The sequence below is a fragment of the Salegentibacter salegens genome (assembly GCF_900142975.1).
Lineage (GTDB): Bacteria > Bacteroidota > Bacteroidia > Flavobacteriales > Flavobacteriaceae > Salegentibacter > Salegentibacter salegens.
Window position 1 is genome coordinate 3,564,443 of the sequence record NZ_LT670848.1, and the last position, 21,791, is coordinate 3,586,233.

20 protein-coding genes are annotated in these 21,791 nt (G+C 35.9%); 11 read left to right on the forward strand and 9 right to left on the reverse strand.

Features of this window, described 5'->3' with window-relative positions; all coding sequences use genetic code 11:
• Positions 1-51 precede the first annotated feature (51 nt).
• Both B5488_RS15845 and B5488_RS15850 read left to right on the forward strand, forming a co-directional pair.
• Positions 52-1,050, forward strand: a complete 999-nt coding sequence (locus B5488_RS15845; protein WP_079736649.1) for a glycosyltransferase family 2 protein — start codon at positions 52-54, stop codon at positions 1,048-1,050.
• Positions 1,051-1,282: 232 nt separating this feature from the next.
• Complete coding sequence (locus tag B5488_RS15850) at positions 1,283-2,029, forward strand: formyltransferase family protein (RefSeq protein ID WP_079736144.1); 747 nt, start codon at positions 1,283-1,285, stop codon at positions 2,027-2,029.
• A gap of 255 nt (positions 2,030-2,284) precedes the next feature.
• Here the strand turns inward: B5488_RS15850 and B5488_RS15855 are convergent, their stop codons facing one another.
• The 9 genes from B5488_RS15855 to katG form a co-directional block, all read right to left on the reverse strand.
• Positions 2,285-3,163 (reverse strand): glycoside hydrolase family 16 protein, encoded by an 879-nt coding sequence (locus B5488_RS15855; RefSeq protein ID WP_079736145.1) that lies wholly within the window; start codon positions 3,161-3,163, stop codon positions 2,285-2,287.
• A 728-nt stretch (positions 3,164-3,891) separates the two neighbouring features.
• Positions 3,892-4,743 carry a polysaccharide lyase gene (locus B5488_RS15860; RefSeq protein ID WP_079736146.1) on the reverse strand — a complete coding sequence of 284 codons (852 nt, stop codon included), beginning with the start codon at positions 4,741-4,743 and terminating at the stop codon, positions 3,892-3,894.
• A gap of 406 nt (positions 4,744-5,149) precedes the next feature.
• Positions 5,150-6,316 carry a heparin lyase I family protein gene (locus B5488_RS15865; protein ID WP_079736147.1) on the reverse strand — a complete coding sequence of 389 codons (1,167 nt, stop codon included), beginning with the start codon at positions 6,314-6,316 and terminating at the stop codon, positions 5,150-5,152.
• A gap of 154 nt (positions 6,317-6,470) precedes the next feature.
• Positions 6,471-6,644: a hypothetical protein gene (locus tag B5488_RS17910; RefSeq protein WP_154045356.1), complete on the reverse strand. Its 174-nt coding sequence runs from the start codon at positions 6,642-6,644 to the stop codon at positions 6,471-6,473.
• Positions 6,645-6,836: 192 nt separating this feature from the next.
• Complete coding sequence (locus B5488_RS15870) at positions 6,837-8,075, reverse strand: IS256 family transposase (RefSeq protein WP_079733433.1); 1,239 nt, start codon at positions 8,073-8,075, stop codon at positions 6,837-6,839.
• A 60-nt stretch (positions 8,076-8,135) separates the two neighbouring features.
• The gene (locus B5488_RS15875; protein ID WP_231919755.1) at positions 8,136-8,834 is read right to left on the reverse strand and encodes a hypothetical protein; all 699 of its coding nucleotides are present in this window, start codon (positions 8,832-8,834) and stop codon (positions 8,136-8,138) included.
• Positions 8,835-8,838: 4 nt separating this feature from the next.
• Positions 8,839-9,345: a T9SS type A sorting domain-containing protein gene (locus B5488_RS15880; protein WP_079736149.1), complete on the reverse strand. Its 507-nt coding sequence runs from the start codon at positions 9,343-9,345 to the stop codon at positions 8,839-8,841.
• A 490-nt stretch (positions 9,346-9,835) separates the two neighbouring features.
• Complete coding sequence (locus B5488_RS15885) at positions 9,836-10,327, reverse strand: hypothetical protein (protein WP_079736150.1); 492 nt, start codon at positions 10,325-10,327, stop codon at positions 9,836-9,838.
• Between the two features lie 328 nt (positions 10,328-10,655).
• Positions 10,656-12,911: a catalase/peroxidase HPI gene (gene katG / locus B5488_RS15890; RefSeq protein WP_079736151.1), complete on the reverse strand. Its 2,256-nt coding sequence runs from the start codon at positions 12,909-12,911 to the stop codon at positions 10,656-10,658.
• 336 nt (positions 12,912-13,247) lie between these two features.
• On the opposite strand from katG, the gene B5488_RS15895 reads away from it, so the two are divergent.
• From B5488_RS15895 to nosZ, 9 genes are all read left to right on the forward strand, one after another.
• Entirely contained in the window at positions 13,248-13,790 is a 543-nt protein-coding gene (locus tag B5488_RS15895) for a lipid-binding SYLF domain-containing protein (protein ID WP_079736650.1), read from the forward strand.
• Positions 13,791-13,963: 173 nt separating this feature from the next.
• Positions 13,964-15,064 carry a sensor histidine kinase gene (locus B5488_RS15900; protein ID WP_079736152.1) on the forward strand — a complete coding sequence of 367 codons (1,101 nt, stop codon included), beginning with the start codon at positions 13,964-13,966 and terminating at the stop codon, positions 15,062-15,064.
• Between the two features lies 1 nt (position 15,065).
• On the forward strand, positions 15,066-16,385 hold the full coding sequence (locus B5488_RS15905; RefSeq protein WP_079736153.1) for a sigma-54-dependent transcriptional regulator: 1,320 nt from the start codon (positions 15,066-15,068) through the stop codon (positions 16,383-16,385).
• A 170-nt stretch (positions 16,386-16,555) separates the two neighbouring features.
• A complete protein-coding gene (locus B5488_RS17915; protein ID WP_154045357.1) occupies positions 16,556-16,720 on the forward strand; it encodes a hypothetical protein in 165 nt (54 codons plus the stop codon).
• Positions 16,721-16,732: 12 nt separating this feature from the next.
• The gene (locus tag B5488_RS15910; RefSeq protein ID WP_079736154.1) at positions 16,733-18,013 is read left to right on the forward strand and encodes a Glu/Leu/Phe/Val family dehydrogenase; all 1,281 of its coding nucleotides are present in this window, start codon (positions 16,733-16,735) and stop codon (positions 18,011-18,013) included.
• Positions 18,014-18,030: 17 nt separating this feature from the next.
• The gene (locus B5488_RS15915) at positions 18,031-18,444 is read left to right on the forward strand and encodes a GreA/GreB family elongation factor (protein ID WP_079736155.1); all 414 of its coding nucleotides are present in this window, start codon (positions 18,031-18,033) and stop codon (positions 18,442-18,444) included.
• Between the two features lie 6 nt (positions 18,445-18,450).
• Positions 18,451-18,867: a hypothetical protein gene (locus B5488_RS15920; RefSeq protein ID WP_079736156.1), complete on the forward strand. Its 417-nt coding sequence runs from the start codon at positions 18,451-18,453 to the stop codon at positions 18,865-18,867.
• 294 nt (positions 18,868-19,161) lie between these two features.
• Positions 19,162-19,677 carry a c-type cytochrome gene (locus B5488_RS15925; protein ID WP_079736157.1) on the forward strand — a complete coding sequence of 172 codons (516 nt, stop codon included), beginning with the start codon at positions 19,162-19,164 and terminating at the stop codon, positions 19,675-19,677.
• Between the two features lie 68 nt (positions 19,678-19,745).
• Positions 19,746-21,713: a Sec-dependent nitrous-oxide reductase gene (gene nosZ / locus B5488_RS15930; RefSeq protein ID WP_079736158.1), complete on the forward strand. Its 1,968-nt coding sequence runs from the start codon at positions 19,746-19,748 to the stop codon at positions 21,711-21,713.
• Positions 21,714-21,791: the final 78 nt, after the last annotated feature.

Sequence of the window (21,791 nt, forward strand, 5' to 3'; positions counted from 1 at the left end):
TAGACTAATTTCATTTCGTTAAAAATGAATTCAATAATGCTCTCCGTGGTTATGCCTGTTTATAATGGTGAAAAATATTTGGAAGATGCTATAATCAGCGTTTTGAAACAAACATTTACCGAATATGAATTGTTGATAATTGATGATGGATCTACAGATTCTTCAATCCAAATAATTCAAGCCATTAAAGATCCCAGAATCAGGTTACTTAGAAATGTAAAAAATGAAGGAATTTCCTTTTCTAGAAATGTGGGTCTTAAAGAAGCAAAAGGTGATTTTTTGGCCTGGATGGATTGTGATGACCTCATAGAACCAAACAGATTCGAAGTTCAAATTAATTATTTAAGAGACCATCCGGAATTCGGGATTTGTGGAACCGCCCAGAATAGATTTGGTGAAGGAAAGCCAAGGGTTACCAGAGAATTTTCTGATCCTGAGGTGATTAAAGCTGCCTTATTGTTTCGTCCTGCAATTCGTCCTCCCACCGCGATGTATCGCATGGAGTTGATAAGAGAAGCAAATTTGACCTATGACACAAGACTAGCAGTGGCGGAAGATTATGACTTTTTTTTTGAGGCTAGTTTTCATTTTCCAATTAAAAATCTTGATGAGGTTCTTTATCATTACCGGGCTTCAGAATCAAGTATTATGAAAGTTTATTCTGCACGCCAGGAATCCATGTATAAATTTCATAAAATAATCTATTCCAAAGCTTTTAAGAGGATGAATATTTTGGATTTAGAGAGGAATTTTGATTTACATTATATTTGTACTTCTACGCAATTAATTTCATCTCTTAAAAAACTATCTAAAATTTTTGATTGGCTGATTTTTCTAAAAGATAAGAACGCAGAAGTTAAATTGTATGATGAATTTTCCTTCAATAGGGTATTGGCTTCAAGATTTTTTTTCGTTTGTAAAAAGGCTTCACAAATTGGACCGCGAACCTTCTTTTTTTATTTAAAGAACAAAAAAAGATTTCCTACAGATGAATCTTTTTCTAAGGTGAGACTTTTGGCGCGTTGTGTATTATATCATAAAAAATTTTAAAATTGCCTTTACTTCAGTTTTCTTTCAACTTCTTTTAGTTGATGCTTTTTTAAAATCATATTTTATGGTGATTAATTATGTATTTCTCCTTATCAAAAAACCAGAAAATTAAGGACGCTTCTTAAGCGGGTTTTTAGGGTATTGACGAATCCCTATAAGGAAAATTTTTGTTTTTCGTCTAATTGTTTAGTGAAGGATATTTTTTTACAGTTAAAATAACATTTTAAGAAGGATGGAAATTGGTTTACTTACAGATCATTTTATAACAGATTTCAGATTAAAAACACTAAACCCAATTTTAAAAGATGATAATTTTTTAATTCGGGTAGCATTAATAGATGACCGCCCAAAAAAATCTTTACTACAAAGACTTAAAAACAATATTAAACGGGGGCGTGGAGGCTATATCTTTATTATGGCTTTTAAAAATTTATTTGCAGAAAAAGAAAAGGGAATCAAAACAAAAGAATTTTGTAGTAAAAACAAGATTGCAATAATTGAAACTAAAAAGCCCTATTCTATTGATACTATAGAAATCTTAAGAAAATATAATTTAGATTTATTAATTCTGGTTGGGGGATATGGAATTATAAAAGAGCCTTTGCTTAAAATCACTCCTAAGGGCGTTCTATCTTACCATCATGGCAATATGAGAAAATATAGGGGAATGCCACCAGCATTTTGGGAATTATACAATAATGAAAATGAGATGGGAGTCACAGTTCAAATTTTATCTGCAGGCCTGGATAATGGAATTCCAATTGAGGAAATGTCAATTGATATTTTAAAAAATGATTCAGTAAAAAAACTTCAAAGCAGAGCACTCGAAAAAAGTGAAAATATGCTTTATAGAGCTTTACAGAAATTACAAAATAATGATTATAAATCCCGGAAAATAGAAGAATTCGGAAAAATTTATACTTTACCTAATCTAAGACAATGGATATTATTGAATATTAGATTATCCATGAGGCGTTAAGTAGAAAAATTCAGGTCTACAAAAGAGGGAGATATTAGACCAATCATTATTCATTTAATGTTGACAAAATTGGAAAAACAAATTCACGATTTCCTTACTTAAATATTGACTATAAGGCTTAGTGTTTATTAGGGGCTATAGCATTATTAAGACTCCTGTCTCTACTACTTTTTAAATCACTCTAAGTATATAAAACCAGAAAAAGTAAATTCACATTTTCAGGATATTGCTTCACCGGTGCATAAGCTTCTTATTCTATTGTAGATGATAGACACGTATGTAATCTATTTCCATAACAGCCGGGAATAAGGAATCATCAACTCCTTCGGCTCCTCCATATCTACCCCCTATTACCATATCGATTAAAAAATAAAACGAATTATCGAATGGCCAGTTCTCTTCGGTAGGGGAAGAGGGCTTGTTTAAGGTGTAAATCACTTTATCCGGATCATCAACATAAAACTTAATATATTGATCTGTCCATAATATCCCATAGGCATGAAATTCTTCTTCAACTGTTTCCAGATAATTATTTGCACTTATCAATGTGCCATTCTTCGTATTATTAATGGCGGTATGAACGTTTATGTAGGTTTCATTCGGTTTATGACTAAAATACTCCATCATATCAATCTCTCCGGCTTCCGGCCATCCTACTGTTTCTATATTTTCACCAAATAGAGCGAATTTTGCCCAAATACCTTTTTTTTCCTGTTCGGGAAGTTTCGCGCTAATTTCAATCCGACCGTATTTAAAGGTATAATGACTACTCAACCGGGCAGAAGTATATACTCCATCATTCTTTCTCGCATTTATCTTTAAAGTTCCTTCATCCAATGTCGCGTTTTCTTCCTGATAAATTTGCAGTTGGTCTGTAACGTCAGGATTTGTGGTGTTTTTAGATTCAAAAAACCAGATATCGGTCGATAATACTGGCTCATTATATTCTTCAGCCCACACCAATACTACGTCTTCCCAGTCTATATTGTCCTCATTGGGAATCTCCATGGTTTTGTCTTTTTTTGAACCGTTTTCTGCTTCCGGGGAATCGTCCGTAGAGCTACAACTTAGAAGAAATAAACAAAAGATTAAAGTTGGAAGGCTTAGATTAAAATAAAATTTATTTTTCTTCATATATTTATTTTTATTGCTGATTAATTACTTTAATTATTAAAAATAGTAATTAATTACAGGTTGATCTGTAAAAATATTAGTAATTTAATATTGGTATTCGATAAATTTTTTCCGGAAAGATACAATACGAGTAATAAAGGGTATTTCGGTTGTTTTCCCTTTTATACACTTTGCTTTTAGCAAATAAATATATAGTTTCGTAAATTAAAAAACCTATACTGAAAGAGTACTGATATTAAGTAGGTTGTATTTAGTCTTTTTTTAATCATAGAATACGAAGCGATCTTTAGTCTTTAAACGGACTATACTGATAATTTTATATTCCTTTTAAAGGTTAGTCATTAATAAGGCAGCTGTGTTATATCAAAATTATAGCACTAAAATGAGTCTAACTATATCTACTTTTTCCCGAGCTTTTCAAATTTTCACCTGTATTTTATGCCAGATTATAGTACCATAGGTATATAGTTTCCAATTTAAAGGTTTATTTGGAATACCCTTTTAGATTTTGAATATGTCTTTTTCAAAATTGTAAAATAGATTTTTTGATTAGCCTCAAAGGGTATTTTCAATTTAATTACAAAAGTCCCGTGGGCCTAACCGATGCTTTTGCAAAATAAATTTTAGGCCATTTAGTAACCTGATGGTAAAAACATTTTATTGATTAAAGCAAGATGTAGGTACTTAATGTCATCAACTCGAAGCATTTTGAAAAAGTAAGAATTAGTCTAATAACCCGGTTTTACTTCATCATAACTACTGTTTTTATCACCAATTCTAACTTCGTCATAATAAATTACTCTCTGAGTAGCAGCGGTTCCCCATTTCCATTTATAGACACCAAATTTAAAATATGGATATTTTTCATCATTATAGCTGTTAGGCATATTTTGTCTATCAATAACTTTAACATCATCCATCCAAACTTCAAGTATACCTGTATTTGTATGGGAGTATTTTATATGAACTACCCAATCTATCCACTTGTTTTTAGGTATTTTTCCTAAATCTATATAGTGAAGCCCTTCTGAATTATTATCCTGCTTTATACGAGTGGAATCCCATCTTATCATCCATCTAATTCTATCATTTCCAGTAATAATGGCATTAGAAGGACTCCTGGCCGTTGTTTCTCCAACATCTGGTTGGTCATGCCACTGCCCAACAACTTCTTCAGTAGCATCAGATATGTAACTATCTGGAAAATATTGTGAAAATCCATACCACCCTTCATCCAGAGTTGATGTTTGAATTTGAGTCATCTCGGCTCTAAATCCTCCCCAAATTTCAGGATCACTATTTTTCAATTCAAATCGAGCTGCTGAATTTCCGAATCTTTTTATATTAATATTTAGTGAAAATGAATGATTCATTGTAAATTCAGAAAAGAAATCGCCTGAATCCGGGTCTACATCCAAATTCTTATCTTCAAAGATTTCTACTAATAATAAATTGTTGATATTTCTCTCTTTGGGAGGTTCAGGAGGGGAAGGCTGTGACTGCCTCTCTCCCAAAGCATAATGATAGTTTTGGGAAAATGCAGAGGTTGAAAAAAGTAATATAATAAAGAAATGCTTCATTATAATATATATAAGAATTGTTACTAGTTATTTTTAATAATACCAACAGCTTAAACAGGGTTTTAAATACTGTTAGAACTATTAGGCTTTACTTCATAGTAAATGCTGTTTGTATTACCAGCCCTCACTTCATCATAGAAATTAGTCTTTGGTTAAGCTGAGGTTTTCATTCCCAGTTATAAAATCCAAATTTGAAATAAAGGATAAAGGTAATCTTTTGCAATACATCCAAATTTCCAGTATACTTGCTAGACTCGCTCAGATCTAAATTATAATCGAGGTTACTATTTATGAATGTTTTTTGGTAAATTTAATTGGAGGTATTTAGGTTCGCAAAACCGGTACGGGTTTTGATATTACCGGTTTTGCGAACCATAATAATAATATGTTTATTATTTATATTGTGTTATTGCGCTTCTTTAGATACGATTTCCACCAGCTCGTATTTAATGGAAGAGCCACCTAAAGGAGGGTTTTCCACTTCTGTCTTTTTAACTATGAGCCCATAAACATAACCGGGTTCATAATTGAAACCTTCAATACGGTCAGAAAAGTAGAAATTTTCCCAGTTTTCTGTACCTATCATATCACCTTCTTGAACAAGCAGGCAGGTGCCTTCTATTTCTCCAACGCAACCTACAGTATAGCTGTTTACCATCATGTTAATCCTTGATTCTAAAGGTGCTAATTCTTCCGAACCATTAGGTTTTACCTCTTCATAACTACTGTTTTTATCACCAATTCTAACTTCATCATAATAAATTACTCTCTGAGTAGCAGCGGTTCCCCATTTCCATTTATAGACACCAAATTTAAAATATGGATATTTTTCATCATTATAGCTGTTAGGCATATTTTGTCTATCAATAACTTTAACACCATCCATCCAAACTTCAAGTATACCTGTATTTGTATGGGAGTATTTTATATGAACTACCCAATCTATCCACTTGTTTTTAGGTATTTTTCCTAAATCAATATAGTGAAGCCCTTCTGAATTATTATCCTGCTTTATACGAGTGGAATCCCATCTTATCATCCATCTAATTCTATCATTTCCAGTAATAATGGCATTAGAAGGACTCCTGGCCGTTGTTTCTCCAATATCTGGTTGGTCATGCCACTGCCCAACAACTTCTTCAGTAGCATCAGATATGTAACTATCTGGAAAATATTGTGAAAAACCATACCACCCTTCTTCAAGTGTTGTACTTGTAACTTGAGCCATTTCAGACCTGTACCCTCCATATAATTTAGGATCATTCTTCTTTATCCCAAAGCGTCCAGCAGAATTTCCATACCTTTTTATATTTTCATTTAGGTTAAAGGAATGAGGCGCAGTAATATGTTCCAGGTAAAAATCGCCAGCCTGGGGATTTTTATAAAGCTCGGGATTTTCAAAGGTTTCTGTGTAAATTAAATTAGCTGGATCTCCGTTTAACCCCGGCTCAGATTCTAGATTCATAGATTCCAGGGTGTCAGAGGAAGTAGATTGTTGCTCTAATATAGCATCCTCATTATCCGGAGAACAAGCAAATATTGCTAAAAGTAATATATAAAAGAATTTTTTCATTATAATATAATTTAAATTATTGCTGTTAATTATTGTTAATAATAAGCAGTGAAAACTGCATTGTTTGTGTTGAATTTTTTCGCTAAGAGAGTATCGTTGTTATTCGGGGAACGTGGAGATTTTGTGAAAAGTAATATGTAAAGGAATGTTTTCATTATAATATGATATAAGAATTGTTAGCTATTTTTCTAATAATACCACCGGTATAAACTTCGTCGTTTCCAATGCTGCTATAACCACCCGAATTACCGTTAATTACAACACCTGAATTTCCGTTTACTGTTAAGGTAGTACCTTGTGCCTCCAAATTGATCTCTCCAACTTGCATTGCTGAAAATCCAAAATATATGGGGAAGGTAGATGAGTAAAAACAGGCAATTATATTTCCAACAACATTAGGGTTAACACTTCTTGAAGATGTAAAAGATATTACTTCAGCCTTTTCTGTATAATTTGCTGGGAGTGTTAGCTCAACTCTGTCTGCTTCTTCTCCCGGGGGTACCCCCGGGAGAAGAAAATTTTAGTTTTTCGTTTCATTGGTGGCTAAGTCCAACTCTAGCCGACCTTCAAATTTAATAGCTAATTGTTGAACTACCAAACCCCAGTTCTGCAGTGGGGCGTTCCATTTCTTTTCAATTCTTCTGGTAGCTAGGTAAACCAGCTTCAATAGTGCCATATCATTGGTAAAAGCGCCTTTGGTCTTGGTTACTTTTCTTACCTGCCGGTGAAAAGCCTCTACGGCATTTGTGGTGTATATGAGTTTTCTAATGGGTGCGGTATATTCAAAATAAGCACTCAATCGGTCCCAGTTATCATTCCAGGAACGGATCACTATGGGATATCTTTTGCCCCATTTTTCTTCCAGATCCAGTAAAGCCGATTCAGCCTGGTCTTTGGTGTCAGCCTTGTACACCAGTTTAAGGTCTTTCATAAAATCTTTTTGATCCTTACTGGCCACATACTTCATACTATTGCGGATCTGGTGGACAATACATAGCTGAATATCAGTCTTGGGATAAACAGAATGAATGGCTTCACTAAAGCCCGTAAGATTATCCGTACAGGCAATCAGAATATCTTTTAAGCCACGGTTGTTTAATTGGGTCAGCACCTGAAGCCAAAAATTGGCCCCTTCACTTTCCGAGATATACATACCCAGCACTTCCTTTCTTCCAGCTTTATTTATTCCTAAAATATTATACAAGGCCTTGTGCTTTACTTTGCCTTCTTCGCGTACCTTGAAGTGCATCGCGTCGAGCCATAGGATGCAATATACCGGCTCCAAGGGGCGATCCTGCCATTCCTTAACCTTGGGAATCACCCGGTCCGTAATATCACTTAGAACGTGTGTGGATATCTTGGAATCATACATTTCCTCTATATGAGCTGAGATATCCCGCAGGCTATTGCCCATCCCGTACATGCCTATAATCTGCTTTTCTAAATTATCGGCCAGGATACGCTGGCGTTTCGCTACGATCTCCGGCTCAAAGGTACTGTTACGATCCTGGGGCGTGTTAATGGTGACGTCCCCTTGGCTGCTCTTTAGGGTCTTTTTGCCTTTGCCATTACGCTTATTACCTGCTTTTGAGCCTTTTTCTTCATCGGAAAGGTGCGAAGACATTTCTGCTTCCAGGGCCTCTTCCATAAACTCCCTAAGCATTGGAGCAAAAGCGCCGTTTTTGCCGGTTAGGGATTCTCCTGATAAAAATTGTTTTAATGCTTTTTCCTTTAATTCCTTAATCTCTTCTTGTGTCATAATCTAGTCTAAAAATTTTAATTTAATTTTCAAAGTCTAGACAGACTTGAGATTACACCCTCAATTTGCTTCGACATCTTTCATAATTTCTGTTTTAAAAGCATCTACCTCATCCTGGGTGTAAACTTTGGGAGCACCGGTTAGACTCGAATAATCACCATCAAAATCATCAGCGGCATTGGTATCCCAGCCTTCAAACGAAACAGAATTTCCGCCGGTTATGGTCAGGGAGTTTTTATTTGAATTTAAAGATTGAGTAACACCTTCAACCGTATTGATCTCTTTTAAAATATCATCAACTTGATCTGCAGTATAAAAGTCTGGCATTTGGGATGGCGTAATTATACCAGTAAACGAATCGGCAGATTTTGCGTGTAGTGCATAAGGCACGCTTAGCATTTGACTAATGCCATTAATTTTGTAATTTGAATTGCCATTAAGGTCTGCGAGCGTTTCTATGAAGAAGAGACCTTGAGACCAATTGATTTCATTAAAGAAACCTTTATCTATAGATCCTGTACCAATTTCCAAAGATAAAAGACCATTCTTATTAGTTATTGCCTGGTGAGTTTCTTCATACACGCTGGAACCTTTAATAGTACCTTTTCTAATAATAATTTTTAAATCTACATTAGAATTCTTAAGCAGAGCTCCCGACTCATCTCTAATTACAGCCTGATAACTCATCTTTTCTGGAGTTTGTCCAAACACGCTGACATGAATTAATGTTAAGAGCAAGCATTTAAATAACCACTTCATTCTATTACCTTTTTATAATTTTAATTGTTTTAATATGCTGATCGTTATCTGATATTCTTAACAGATAGATAGCTGCTGAAAAACGAGAGATATCTATTTTGGAACCGGGTTTTTCAATGCGATCTTCTTTTAATAACCTGCCATTTAGATCTACTATCTGGTAATTTAGAGACCGGTTAGCATAACTAGAAGCATCAATTGTAAAATTGTTGGCTACTGGGTTCGGATAGGCTAGCACCTCGAAATCTTTTTTCGTTTTTTCTACAGGTGCTGTATAAATTATGAGTGGTTGTTGGACACCTTCGGTAACCGTAATTTCCTCCTCATTATGAGATGAATAATAAACCTGGCCAATGGAATAGGACAGACTTCCTTCTGCGTTAGAAATATTACCGCCGTTTACATTAATTGAGGAGTGTAAGTTTTTATTTTTGGAATTTTTGTTTTGTGTCTTCTGGCTTTGGCATAATAGGGGCGTTAGTACAAAAAGTACTGAAATAAAGAATTTCATATGGGTGTAGGGATAGGGGCATTCAACTCTATTTTTTGGCGAATAATTTTGTCGCGAAACTAATTATTAAAATCGATAAAACAAGCAATTCAATCGTCTAAGTGCAGTCTTAAGGTCTAAAAATCAATTTTTTATGAAATTTGTAAGAGAATACTTATAAATTGATATGGTAGGATATAGTCAATATTATGCCAATAGGATTAAGCCTTATCTTCAATAAATGGAGACGTAGTAATTATAGGCTTAATGCGAGTAATTTTTAATTGGCAGGTGAAAGTCTTGAGTGCGAAAAGAAGAATAATTGTGTAGATTTTTGAACTTAACCGTGCATAATATCCCCACAAATTTTAAAAATAATATTGAAAAGTCTTATATCGATTTTGAAGAAACACTTTATCGCAAAAGGTAGTTTGTGCCTTTAGAAAGACTTTCAAAATTTTTGATATTTTAAAAGAAGAAATAGAAAAAAGAAGGTTACTGGTGTGGAAGACTAAAATAAACCTTCGAAACTTTTTAAATTAGAATTAAACCTATAAATAAGTTTCTCCTCATTTTTTGAGTTATAACACCTGTCCAGCAATATCATACCTAACCGCTTACCTTCATACTCGAGAATAAAATCAAAGGGATAATCTTCGTGAAAAATTTTATTACATTCTTCCAGGGCCTTGGAAAGTTTTATCGAATCAAGGGGTAATTCTAATTTTTTAGAGAGAACGGTTTTTATAATTTGAGTAGAGGATATATTTTTCTCGTTTTCCAGAATACTACTTATACTTGAATTTGAGGTTTGAGGTAAACTTTGGGGCCTAGAAACCAACCTTTTCCAAAATGCAGTTAGATTGTTAAAATTAATTTTGTTACAGGACTTTGGGAAGTCTATCGGTAATTCCTCCTTTTGAGTTTGCAGAAGCAAATTATCATCATTTAGTAAAGAAGAGTAGGGGGTAGATTCATCTACCATTTGGGGGTCAATTTTCATTGTTTTTTATCTCTTTTCAAATAAGAATATACAAAAAAATAGCAATATTAATTTATTTTATGATTATTAATGAAATTACGAATTTTTTTTTAAACTGTTTATTGTGTTTTTTACTGAATAAGGTGGTTTAAGAATTATACAATGATTAATGTAAGCTGATAATATATGTATGCAGCAAATCTAAACTAATTTTGATGTGAAATGAATTGTAATGTTTCAGGGAAGCTTCAAATATTTATAAGTTAATTTGTAATATTTATTTTATCTATAAAAAAAGGCAGCCAGAGAATGTGGCTGCTTTTTTTAACTAGTTTTATAATTACCTTTATTAAACATCAAACCTATCCAGGTTCATAACTTTGTCCCAGGCTTTTACAAAGTCTGTTACAAACTTTTCCTGAGAATCATCACAACCGTAAACTTCTGCTAAAGCGCGAAGTTCTGAGTTCGATCCAAAAATAAGATCTACTCTTGTACCTGTCCACTTAACTTCATTAGTAGAGCGGTCACTTCCTTCAAATTCTGTTTGAGAATCTGAAGTTGCTTTCCATGTGGTTCGCATATCCAGAATATTCTTGAAGAAATCGTTGGTTAGCTGCCCCGGGCGATTTGTAAATACACCGTGTTTAGAATCGTCGAAATTGGTATTTAACACACGCATACCTCCAACTAAAACCGTCATTTCTGGGGGAGTTAAGCTTAATAATTGCGCTCTGTCTACAAGCATTTCTTCTGCAGAAGCCGAAATATTATCCCGGTTCCTGGCATAATTACGGAAACCATCGGCATTTGGTTCTAATGGTTCAAACGCTTCTACATCAGTTTGTTCAGCAGTAGCATCGGTACGTCCCGGTGTAAACGGAACACCAATATCAAAACCTGCATCGGCTGCCGCTTTTTTAATGGCTACACAGCCTCCCAGCACAATAAGATCTGCAATGGAGACCTTTTTATTTCCAGATTGTGCATTATTAAATTCCTTCTGAATACTTTTAAGTTTGGTTATTACCTTCTGCAGCTGCTGCGGATTGTTAACCTCCCAGTGTCTTTGTGGTTCAAGTCTTATACGTGCACCATTAGCTCCACCTCGCTTATCTGAATTTCTAAAAGTAGAAGCCGAGCCCCAGGCAGTAGCTACTAACTGTGAAATCGTTAAACCTGAAGCAAGGATTTTTTTCTTAAACTCAGCTACGTCCTTATCGTTAATTATTTCGTGATCTACCTTTGGTACCGGATCTTGCCAAATAAGTTCTTCTGAAGGAACTTCCGGGCCCAAATAACGAGAAAGCGGTCCCATATCACGGTGTGTTAATTTATACCAGGCTTTAGAAAAAGCTTCAGCAAACTCTTCAGGATTTTCATAGAAATTCCTGGAAATCTTCTCGTATGCAGCATCCTCCTTTAAAGCTAAATCGGTGGTAAGCATAAAAGGGGCATGACTTTTAGAAGGGTCGTGAGCATCTGGTATGGTACCGGTTCCGGCATTATTTTTTGGTTTCCATTGGTAAGCTCCACCGGGTCCTTTAACGCATTCCCAGTCATATTTAAAAAGGTTATCAAAAAAGCTATTACTCCATTTAGTTGGCGTTTGAGTCCAGGCTCCTTCAATTCCACTGGTGATCGTATTTTCGGCATTCCCTTTTCCCATGGTGTTTTTCCAGCCAAGTCCCATTTCTTCAATAGCACTTCCTGCAGGTTCTGCACCTACATATTGCTCTGCATCTCCCGCACCGTGAGTTTTTCCAAAGGTATGGCCACCGGCAATAAGTGCAACCGTTTCATAATCGTTCATCGCCATTCGGCCAAAAGTTTCACGAATATCTTTGGCTGCTCCAATAGGATTGGGATTTCCGTTAGGTCCTTCTGGATTTACATAGATAAGCCCCATGTGCGAAGCTCCTAAGGGGCTTTCCAATTCGTTATTTTCTGAATATCTTTCTTTGTTTCCTAACCATTCACCTTCAGAACCCCAGTAAATATCTTCTTCTGGTTCCCAAATGTCTTCACGGCCACCGCCAAATCCAAAGGTTTCTAATCCCATAGATTCCAGGGCACAGTTTCCGGTAAGAATCATAAGATCTGCCCAGGAAATTTTTCTTCCATATTTTTGTTTAATTGGCCATAGCAAAAGCCTTGCTTTATCTAAGTTAGCGTTATCTGGCCAGCTATTTAGAGGTGTAAAACGTTGTGAACCAGAGCTGGCACCGCCACGCCCATCGCCAATACGATAAGTTCCTGCACTGTGCCAGGCCATACGTATAAAGAATGGTCCGTAATGCCCGTAATCGGCCGGCCACCATTCCTGGGAATCTTCCATAAGCTCAAAAATATCTTTTTTTACAGCTTTTAGATCAAGACTTTTAAATTCTTCAGTATAATTAAAATTTTCGTCCATAGGAGTGGACAAATTGGAGTGTTGTCTTAAAATTGATAAGTTTAATTGGTTAGGCCACCAGTCGCGGTTGGAGGTTCCGCTACCTGCAGTTTTATCGAGTGCTCCACCCATAAAAGGACAGCGGCTGGATTCGTTTACTTCCCATACCTTGTGGTTATCGGGGTGATTTCTGTGATCGTTTTTTTCCATAATTAGGAGAGTTTTAAAGGATTAATAGGATAAAATTACTATAATTATTTCTTATGGAATTTTATTTTTAATATTAAATAACTATAGTGGTTAAGTAAAAACTATAATATAAGAAAAATGAAGAACAATTCTTCTCCTAAATTAAATCCACTTCAGCTTTTGCAAGCGGAATTTATAAACTCGTTACGGCACGCACTATTTCAATGTATTTCCCAACTTTATATTTCTTTAACTTTTAGCGCTAAAAAGCTAATATTAAGCAAAATAACAGTCGGTTAACAATTTCTGATTAATGGAATGGCTACTTTAATAAGGAAACCAAAAAATAAAGAAGAAATGAAAACACTAACTAACAATTTCTACAAACCATTATTTGTAATGGCACTTTTGCTTTTTGCAAGTTGTGGTAGTATGCAAAATACGGAAGACGATCTTAGAAGTGATGCTACTGATGCCAGAAACGAAATAAGGCAGAATCACGCTAACGCCACTGAATTGCTTAATACTTCTGCCGGTTATGCTATTTTTCCAAACGTGGGTAAAGGAGCCTATGTAATTGGAGGCGCATCTGGTAATGGTGTTGTTTACCAAAACAATAACATAGTAGGATATGCAGATCTTAAACAGGTAGACATAGGCTTGCAGGCGGGAGGAAAAGCATTTATTGAAGTACTTTTCTTTGAAACAGATGCCGACCTTGAAAGATTTAAAAAAGGTGATTACGAGCTTTCGGCAAATGCGTCTGCCGTAATATTGGATAAAGGAGCATCTCAAAGTATTGATTTTCAAGACGGAGTTGCCGTAGTTACCATTCCAAAAGGTGGTGCAATGGCAGGAGTTTCAGTTGGAGGTCAACGTTTTTCTTTTCAACCTCGATAGAAACTGAATATTTGAATTAGTAAAGCGGCTCTAAAGGCCGCTTTTTTTAGTTCTAAACTTGAAAACTCAATATTTTAAAAGTGCCTGGATTACCAAAAGTTTTGAGCGAGTTCCCAACCTGATTAATTTAGCTTAAGAAATCCTCTTATCTTTGTTGAAAGAATCCTTTTGAGATGGTACCAGAAAGTATTTCTGTAGAAGAGAAGTTGCAAGAGCGAATTAAAGAACTCTCCTGTCTTTATGAGGTTTCATCAGCCCTAAGAGAGTTTGATGGTTCCTATGAAGCTACTTTAGAATCTATTGTGCAAATTCTAAAAAATGCCTGGCGCTTTCCAGAGCTTGCTACTGTAGAGATACAATGTGAATCTTATCATTTGAGCTCTAACCTAATTCCAAAAGAAGGTTATTCTCAGAAAAGTATAATCAAAATTTCTGAAAATGAGGTAGGCTTCATCAAGGTGCACTACCCGGCTTCAGATTTATCTAAGGCCCATTTTCTGGTAGAAGAACAACGGCTTTTAGATAAAATAGCCGATGAAATTGCCCTTTTCTTTGAACGCCAAAATATTAAAATACAGGAAGAGCATCTAAAACAAACTGCCGCAAGAAATGACCGGCTAGCCATATTAGGAGAAATTACCGCGGGAATAGCTCACGAGCTAAATACTCCACTAGGTAATATTTTAGGCTTTGCTGAATTTATAGAAGAAAAGACTGCTGAAAAGCAAACAAAACGAGATGCTCAAAAAATCCTTAATTCAGCAATTTATTCCCGGGAAGTAGTAAAAAAACTTATGTTTTTCTCCTGTGATATGCCGCAAGACATTAAAAAGATTAAGGTAAAACCAATAATTACCCAGGCCCTTTCGCTTTTAAAGCCCAATTTTAAAAAAGCAAATATTCGGTTTAAATTTAATATTCAGGATCCTGCCCTAAAAGCCCAGGTAGACCCGATACAATTAACCCAGGTCTTTTTTAATTTGGTAATTAATGCGATTTATTATTCACCCGAAAATTCGCAAATTGTTATCGCTGTTTATAGTGACCAAACTCATTATACTATTGAAATTGCCGATGAAGGAAAAGGGATTGATCCTGAAGTAAAAGATAAAATTTTTGAACCTTTCTATACTACTAAACCCCTTGGAGAAGGTTCCGGGCTTGGTTTAAGCGTTGTTCATGGCATTATTAAAAGTCATAAAGGAGAGATTAGCATTGCCAATAACATTCCAAAAGGAACTATCTTTAAAATTAAATTGCCATTAAACTTCTAATATGTCTATACGCAAAGAAAACATACTTATAGTAGATGACGATTATGACATGCTGGAAGTATTAGATCGTAACCTTAAAAAGGAGAATTACCATACTTACAAGGCAGGGTCGGTGATGGAAGCTATAGATATTTTAAAGCACAGCAGTATAGATTTATTGATCACCGATTTGCAAATGCCGGGAATGAATGGAATGGAATTGGTAAAATATGTAGGCGATCATTACCCTGAAATTCCTAAACTGGTAATTACCGGTTATCCTTCTATAGATAACGCACTTACAGCAATAAAATCTGGCGCTTTAGATTATTTGCCAAAACCTTTTACGAAAACCGAGTTACTCACTTCGGTTAAAAAATCTTTAGTAAACCGGACTTCAGTTCAAAAATCAACTGCTCCTAAAGAAATAAGTACGAATTACGCCGGGATGGTTGGCTCTTCAGCAAAATTTGAAGAACTGGTAGATATTATAGAGAGAGTGAAAAATAACCGCGCTACAATTTTAATAAGAGGTGAGAGCGGTACCGGTAAAGAACTGGTGGCACGGGCAATTCACTATAAAGGTTCTTTTGCCCAAAATCCTTTTATCGCGGTGAATTGTGGTGCTATTCCGGAGAATTTACTGGAATCAGAATTATTTGGCTCCACTAAAGGTGCTTATACCGGCGCTTCAGAAACCCGTGAGGGTTACTTTCAGGCGGCCAATGGAGGTACTATTTTTTTAGATGAAATTGGTGCTGCCTCATTGGCGGTTCAGGTTAGATTATTGCGCGTACTTCAGGAAAAAGAAGTAAGAAAACTGGGGGGCAGAAATTCAGAAAAAATCCAGGTTCGGGTTATTGCCGCTACGAACAGTGATTTACGAGAGATGGTAGAAAAGGGAACTTTTAGGGAAGATCTTTATTACCGTTTAAATGTGGTAGATATTCTTACACCGCCTTTGCGGGAGCGAAAAGAAGATATCTTACCGCTGGCCAAAACCTTTCTCGAAAAATACCAGCGGGATTACGGAAAAAGTGGTTTAAAGTTATCTGATAAAACTGTTGAAATTTTAAAGCGTTATAATTGGCCGGGGAATATTCGGGAATTAGAAAACGTGATTCAACGGGCAATAATTATGAGTGAAAACGAAATTCTTCCGAAAGATTTACCTGCTTCAGTAAAATATCAGGTTCCAACTGTAGATGAAGAATTAGTTGCCTTAAAAGAGGTAGAAAAAAAGTACATTCTAAAAGTTCTTGCCGCCGTAGATCAGAATAAATCTAAAGCTGCAGAAATTCTTCAAATAGACCGTAAAACCTTACGCGAAAAGATTAAATAAGCTCCGGGTAATTATCTCCCATCCGGGTAATTTCTTTCCAGTAGAGAAAATAGGAGGAATTCTGTTTTTCTTTGTTTTTCATTGATAATCAATACATTAAAATTAATTTACTCATTTTTTAATTTTTTGGGCACAGCTTTAGCTTTAAGGTCTTCCAAAATACAGATTCTATGAATATAGTTGAAATGGAAAGACCGGCAGTTTTGGAAGAAAGCGAAAAGGAGCTGCAGCATGCAGGTAGTGAACTTTTTAAAACGCTTTGTTTTAATTGCGATTTAAGGCACCACTGCACCTGGAAAGACAACAGAAAAATGTATTGTGAACATTTTCAATAAAATTTTAAAAGAATGATAGCGACAAAGTCAATGCCCAAACAAAGTATGTATGATACGGTTATTAAACAGTTTAATAAAACGGCCGGCATCATTGATCTAAACCCGAATATTAAGAAAATACTTGAAATTACTAATAATGAGATAGTGGTACATTTTCCTGTAAAAATGGATAATGGAAAAGTAGAGATTTTTACCGGTTATAGGGTGCAGCATAATAATGCCCTGGGACCATATAAAGGCGGTTTACGTTACCACCCAACGGTAGATGTAGATGCTGCCAAGGCACTTGCCATGTGGATGACCTGGAAAACTTCTTTAGCAGGTTTACCCTATGGCGGAGCAAAAGGAGGAATCCAGATAGATCCCAGAAATTATTCTGATGCAGAACTGGAGCGAATTACCCGTAGGTTTACCTATGCCTTAGGGGAAAATATAGGTCCGGAACATGATATTCCTGCACCAGATGTGAATACCAATGCGCAAACCATGGCCTGGATTGCAGATACCTATATGTCTACAATTTCAACCTCAGAGCGTTCTCAAAATCAACACGTGGTAACCGGAAAACCGGTTGGCTCAGGAGGTTTGGAAGGCCGCGACCGTGCTACCGGTTTTGGGGTGTATTTAACCACCAAAGAACTTGTAAAATCTCGTGGAGAATCTTTAAAAGACAAAACATTTATTGTACAGGGATTTGGAAATGTAGGTTATTGGGCTTCAAAATTCTTAATTGAAGACGGTGCTAAAATGATTGCCGTACAGGATGCCCACGCCACATTATTTAATGAGGAAGGAATTTCTGTAGAAAATTTATTTGAACATTCAAGCCCAAGAAAAGGTTCTATCCAGGGCTTTACGGAAGCAGAGGAAATGGATCCGGAAGATTTCTTTGGCCTGGAATGCGATATTTTAATTCCTGCCGCGCTTGGTAACCAGATTACCGGCGATAATGCTTTCAAAATAAAAGCATCAATAGTTGCTGAAGGAGCTAATGGTCCTACAAACGAAGAAGGTGAAGCGATTTTGTTAGAAAAAGGAATCACCATTATTCCCGATATTTTATGTAATTCAGGAGGAGTAATAGGTAGTTATTTTGAATGGCTACAAAATAGAAATGGCGAATTATGGGAACTGGACGAGGTGATGCAGAAATTAGAGAAAAAATTGCTTCAGGTGTTTAAAAAGGTTGAAAAAGAGGTTGGAGAACGAAAAACCGACTGGCGAACTGCCGCATATATTTTGGCCATTTCCAGGATAGAGACTGCTTATAACCAGCGAGGTATTTTTCCTTAATTAATTGTTGTGTAGAAATGAAATATGATGTCATTATAATTGAAAAGGTAGAATATGAGCTTTTAAAACGTATAGTTTCCATGGCGCAATATTATAAAGATAGTACCTATCGTGCCTCTATAGAAAAGCTAAAGAACGAACTTGATTTTGCTAAAATTGTGAGTGAAAAAAATATGCCCGAAGATGTGGTGAGATTTAACTCTAAGGTTGAAATCGCTACTCCTTTTGGTGTAAATAGAACATACCAAATTGTTACTCCAGATCATAGCAATATTAAAGAAAATAAGATTTCTATTCTTGCCCCAATGGCTCTGGCCTTATTTGGCTATGCCCAGGGAGACAAGGTAGAATGGGAATTCCCTACCGGTAAAAACGCTATTAATATTATAAAAGTAGAACAGATGGTAAGGGAAATGAAAATGCAAAAATAAGGGAAGATGATGGAAAAATTTCAGGAACATTATAATGATGAGGAAATACAAATTTTAAGTATCCAATCTGAATCAGAAGACTGGGAGGAGCACCTTATCTATATTAGTGAGGAAATTAATTTCTTCAGCAATATTTTAGGATCAGGCTTAAAAGAAACTGTAAGCGTAGAGATAAATAAAGAAGATGCCTCTTACTTAAAGAAGCAACTTGAGCTATTAAACAAAGCTAATGAGTTTCATTTAAGCACTTTCTTTGATTACAAAAATAAACTGGAAGGATTAAAGGAATGTGACGATGTGCAGTGTGAAAACTTTTACTTAAAAGATCACCTTGTTTTTAAAACTACACTTCGAAAACATTTTAAAGATTTCCGACAGCTTAAAGTTTTAATATTTAAATTCTTAAAAGTTAGTTTCAACTAGTTTTTAAATTTGACTGTGTTTGGTTGACTAATGTGGGGGCGGTTTTAATCGTCCCCTTTTTTATTTTTAAAAATGAATAGTAACCTCTACTACTCAGAATTAGATTGATTTTAAATTACAGAAATTTTTTATTCAAAATCACTGTAAATCTTCACTCCATATATTTGATGTAAATATCCTATTTACAGTAGTTTAACCAGTTCTGTTTCAGTTAATCCACTTCCTTATGATTGGGGTCATAAAATAAGATAGACATGTCGGGTAATTTTACCATCGAAATCAAAATCTATCACTATGAAATTAATTGTAAAAACAGGATTGGCTTTAGCTCTTATATTGTCTTTTATGGCTTGCGGCAATTCTGAAAAAGACGAAAAAGAAAACCTTCGCTTAGATGATTACTCTTCACAATCCCAGGAAAAAGAAACTGAAACCCCAAAAGCTGCTGGAGATTCTGGAGACGATTTGTCTAATAAAGGAATTGGACCAATAAAATCTTTGGATTTACCAGAAAGCATTGATTCCGATATGGCAGCCAATGGAGCCAGTATCTTCAAAAATATGTGCTCTGCCTGCCACAAAATGGATAAAAAATTTGTGGGTCCTGCTATAGAAGGTGTAACCGAAAGACGCTCACCAGAATGGATTATGAATATGATTCTTAATCCCGAAGAAATGATTAAAAAAGATCCTATCGCCAAGAGATTAATGGTAGAGTCTAATATGGCAATTATGGCCAATCAGGGACTTGAAGAAGACCAGGCGAGAGATATTGTAGAATATTTTAGACAGTATGATGCCGAAAACTGATAATGCTCATAGAAGCTTGATTATCTACCTCTTAGTTTTGAACCACAATTGAATTAATACCTAACCATATGAAAACAATAACAAATTTTATTGCCGTTTTTGCACTTGCCGCAATCTTTACTTCCTGTAACCAAAATGATGAAGGAGAGAAATCGGGTGCGATGGCTTCCAGTGCCGCAGAAAAAGTTTATGTAAGCCCTGGGGAACACGACGAATACTATGCTTTCCTTTCTGGAGGTTACAGTGGAAACCTAACTGTTTATGGGCTTCCATCGGGAAGAATGCTAAAAGAAATTCCTGTATTTTCTCAGTTTCCTACCAATGGGTACGGTTATTCTGAAGAAACCAAAGATATGCTAAAAACCTCTTTTGGGATGGTGCCCTGGGGAGATTCTCACCACCCCGATATTTCTCAAACTAATGGGGAAATTGACGGTAGGTGGATTTTTATCAACGAAAATAACACCCCCAGAATTGCCAGAATAAGCCTGGAAACATTCGAAACCGAAGAGATTATTGAAATCCCACATAGTGCGGGTAACCACTCTTCTTCTTATGTTACCGAAAACACCGAATATGTGGTGGCCGGTACAAGATTTTCAGTGCCTTATCCTCAAAAAGACATGCCTATAGATGAAATGAAAGGAAATTTTAGAGGGCCCTTAACTTTTATCGCAGTAGGCGATGACGGCCATATGGAAATTGATTTTCAAATAGATATGCCCGGTTTTAATTATGATCTTTCTCACCCTGGTCGCGGCGAATCTCACGGCTGGTTCTTCTTTACCACTTATAATACCGAAGAGTCACATACTATGCAGGAAGTAAATGCTTCGCAAAATGATAAGGATTTTATCGCTGCAGTGAACTGGCAAAAAATTAGTGAATATGTAGAAAATGGAGGCGGGGAGACCATGGATGCCGAATATGTACATAATATATTTGATCACGATACTCAAACTACTATTTCTACCACCAAAAATGAAGTGCTTAGAGTAGATCCTCGTGATGTACCGGGCGCGGTATTTTTTATGCCAACTCCAAAATCTCCTCACGGTTGTGATGTAGATCCTTCAGGAGAATATATTATAGGAAACGGGAAGCTTTCCAGCGACCTTACGGTGCATTCATTCAGTAAAATGCTTGCTGCTATTGAAAATGAAGAATTTGATGGTGATGCTTACGGAATTCCAGTACTTAATTTTGAGTCTACCTTAGCCGGAACCGTTAAGGGAGCAGGGTTAGGCCCATTGCATACCGAATTTGATGATAAAGGAAATGCTTATACCACATTCTTTATCTCTTCTGAAGTTGTAAAATGGAAAGTAGGCACCTGGGAAGTTTTAGACAGGCAACCAAGTTACTACTCTGTAGGTCACTTAATGATTTCCGGAGGAAATTCAAGAAAACCAGATGGAAAATATATGATTTCATTAAACAAAATCACCAAAGACAGATATTTACCTACCGGTCCCGAGTTAGAGCACTCTGCCCAGTTGTTTGATATTTCAGGGGATAAAATGGAATTGTTACTCGATTTCCCAACGCACGGGGAGCCACACTATGCTGCTGCTATTAAAGCCGATAAAATCAAAGAGAGTTCTAAAAAGATTTATCGTTTAGATGAAAATAATCACAAGTATGCTGCTCTTAACGAGGGTGAAACCAAGATGGTTCGTGAAGGTAATGAAGTACACGTTTATATGACGACGGTAAGAAGCCACTTTGCTCCAGATAACCTTGAAGGTATTCACGTGGGAGATAAAGTATATTTCCACGTAACCAATTTAGAGCAGGATTTTGATGTACCACACGGCTTCGCAGTTATTGGAGCCAATACTTCAGAGCTCTTAATTATGCCCGGACAAACAAAAACCATTACCTGGGAGCCTAAGAAACCCGGTGTATGGCCATTCTATTGTACCGATTTCTGTTCTGCGCTTCACCAGGAGATGCAGGGTTACATAAGAGTTTCTGCTGAAGGTGCTAATACCCCAATGAAATGGGGCTTAGACGACGAATATACAAGTAATTAATTAAAGGTTGTTTTTAGATGTTAAAGGAGGGTGGCGGCCATTTTGTTTGCGCCCTCCTTTATTTTTTAAAGCTTAAAT

Coding starts and splice junctions, on each gene's coding strand:
- B5488_RS15845 (WP_079736649.1), top strand. CDS start 52: ATGCCTGTTTATAATGGTGAAAAATATTTGGAAGATGCTATAATCAGC.
- B5488_RS15850 (WP_079736144.1), top strand. CDS start 1,283: ATGGAAATTGGTTTACTTACAGATCATTTTATAACAGATTTCAGATTA.
- B5488_RS15855 (WP_079736145.1), bottom strand. CDS start 3,163: ATGAAGAAAAATAAATTTTATTTTAATCTAAGCCTTCCAACTTTAATC.
- B5488_RS15860 (WP_079736146.1), bottom strand. CDS start 4,743: ATGAAGCATTTCTTTATTATATTACTTTTTTCAACCTCTGCATTTTCC.
- B5488_RS15865 (WP_079736147.1), bottom strand. CDS start 6,316: ATGAAAAAATTCTTTTATATATTACTTTTAGCAATATTTGCTTGTTCT.
- B5488_RS17910 (WP_154045356.1), bottom strand. CDS start 6,644: ATGCAAGTTGGAGAGATCAATTTGGAGGCACAAGGTACTACCTTAACA.
- B5488_RS15870 (WP_079733433.1), bottom strand. CDS start 8,075: ATGACACAAGAAGAGATTAAGGAATTAAAGGAAAAAGCATTAAAACAA.
- B5488_RS15875 (WP_231919755.1), bottom strand. CDS start 8,834: ATGAAGTGGTTATTTAAATGCTTGCTCTTAACATTAATTCATGTCAGC.
- B5488_RS15880 (WP_079736149.1), bottom strand. CDS start 9,345: ATGAAATTCTTTATTTCAGTACTTTTTGTACTAACGCCCCTATTATGC.
- B5488_RS15885 (WP_079736150.1), bottom strand. CDS start 10,327: ATGAAAATTGACCCCCAAATGGTAGATGAATCTACCCCCTACTCTTCT.
- katG (WP_079736151.1), bottom strand. CDS start 12,911: ATGGAAAAAAACGATCACAGAAATCACCCCGATAACCACAAGGTATGG.
- B5488_RS15895 (WP_079736650.1), top strand. CDS start 13,248: ATGAAAACACTAACTAACAATTTCTACAAACCATTATTTGTAATGGCA.
- B5488_RS15900 (WP_079736152.1), top strand. CDS start 13,964: ATGGTACCAGAAAGTATTTCTGTAGAAGAGAAGTTGCAAGAGCGAATT.
- B5488_RS15905 (WP_079736153.1), top strand. CDS start 15,066: ATGTCTATACGCAAAGAAAACATACTTATAGTAGATGACGATTATGAC.
- B5488_RS17915 (WP_154045357.1), top strand. CDS start 16,556: ATGAATATAGTTGAAATGGAAAGACCGGCAGTTTTGGAAGAAAGCGAA.
- B5488_RS15910 (WP_079736154.1), top strand. CDS start 16,733: ATGATAGCGACAAAGTCAATGCCCAAACAAAGTATGTATGATACGGTT.
- B5488_RS15915 (WP_079736155.1), top strand. CDS start 18,031: ATGAAATATGATGTCATTATAATTGAAAAGGTAGAATATGAGCTTTTA.
- B5488_RS15920 (WP_079736156.1), top strand. CDS start 18,451: ATGATGGAAAAATTTCAGGAACATTATAATGATGAGGAAATACAAATT.
- B5488_RS15925 (WP_079736157.1), top strand. CDS start 19,162: ATGAAATTAATTGTAAAAACAGGATTGGCTTTAGCTCTTATATTGTCT.
- nosZ (WP_079736158.1), top strand. CDS start 19,746: ATGAAAACAATAACAAATTTTATTGCCGTTTTTGCACTTGCCGCAATC.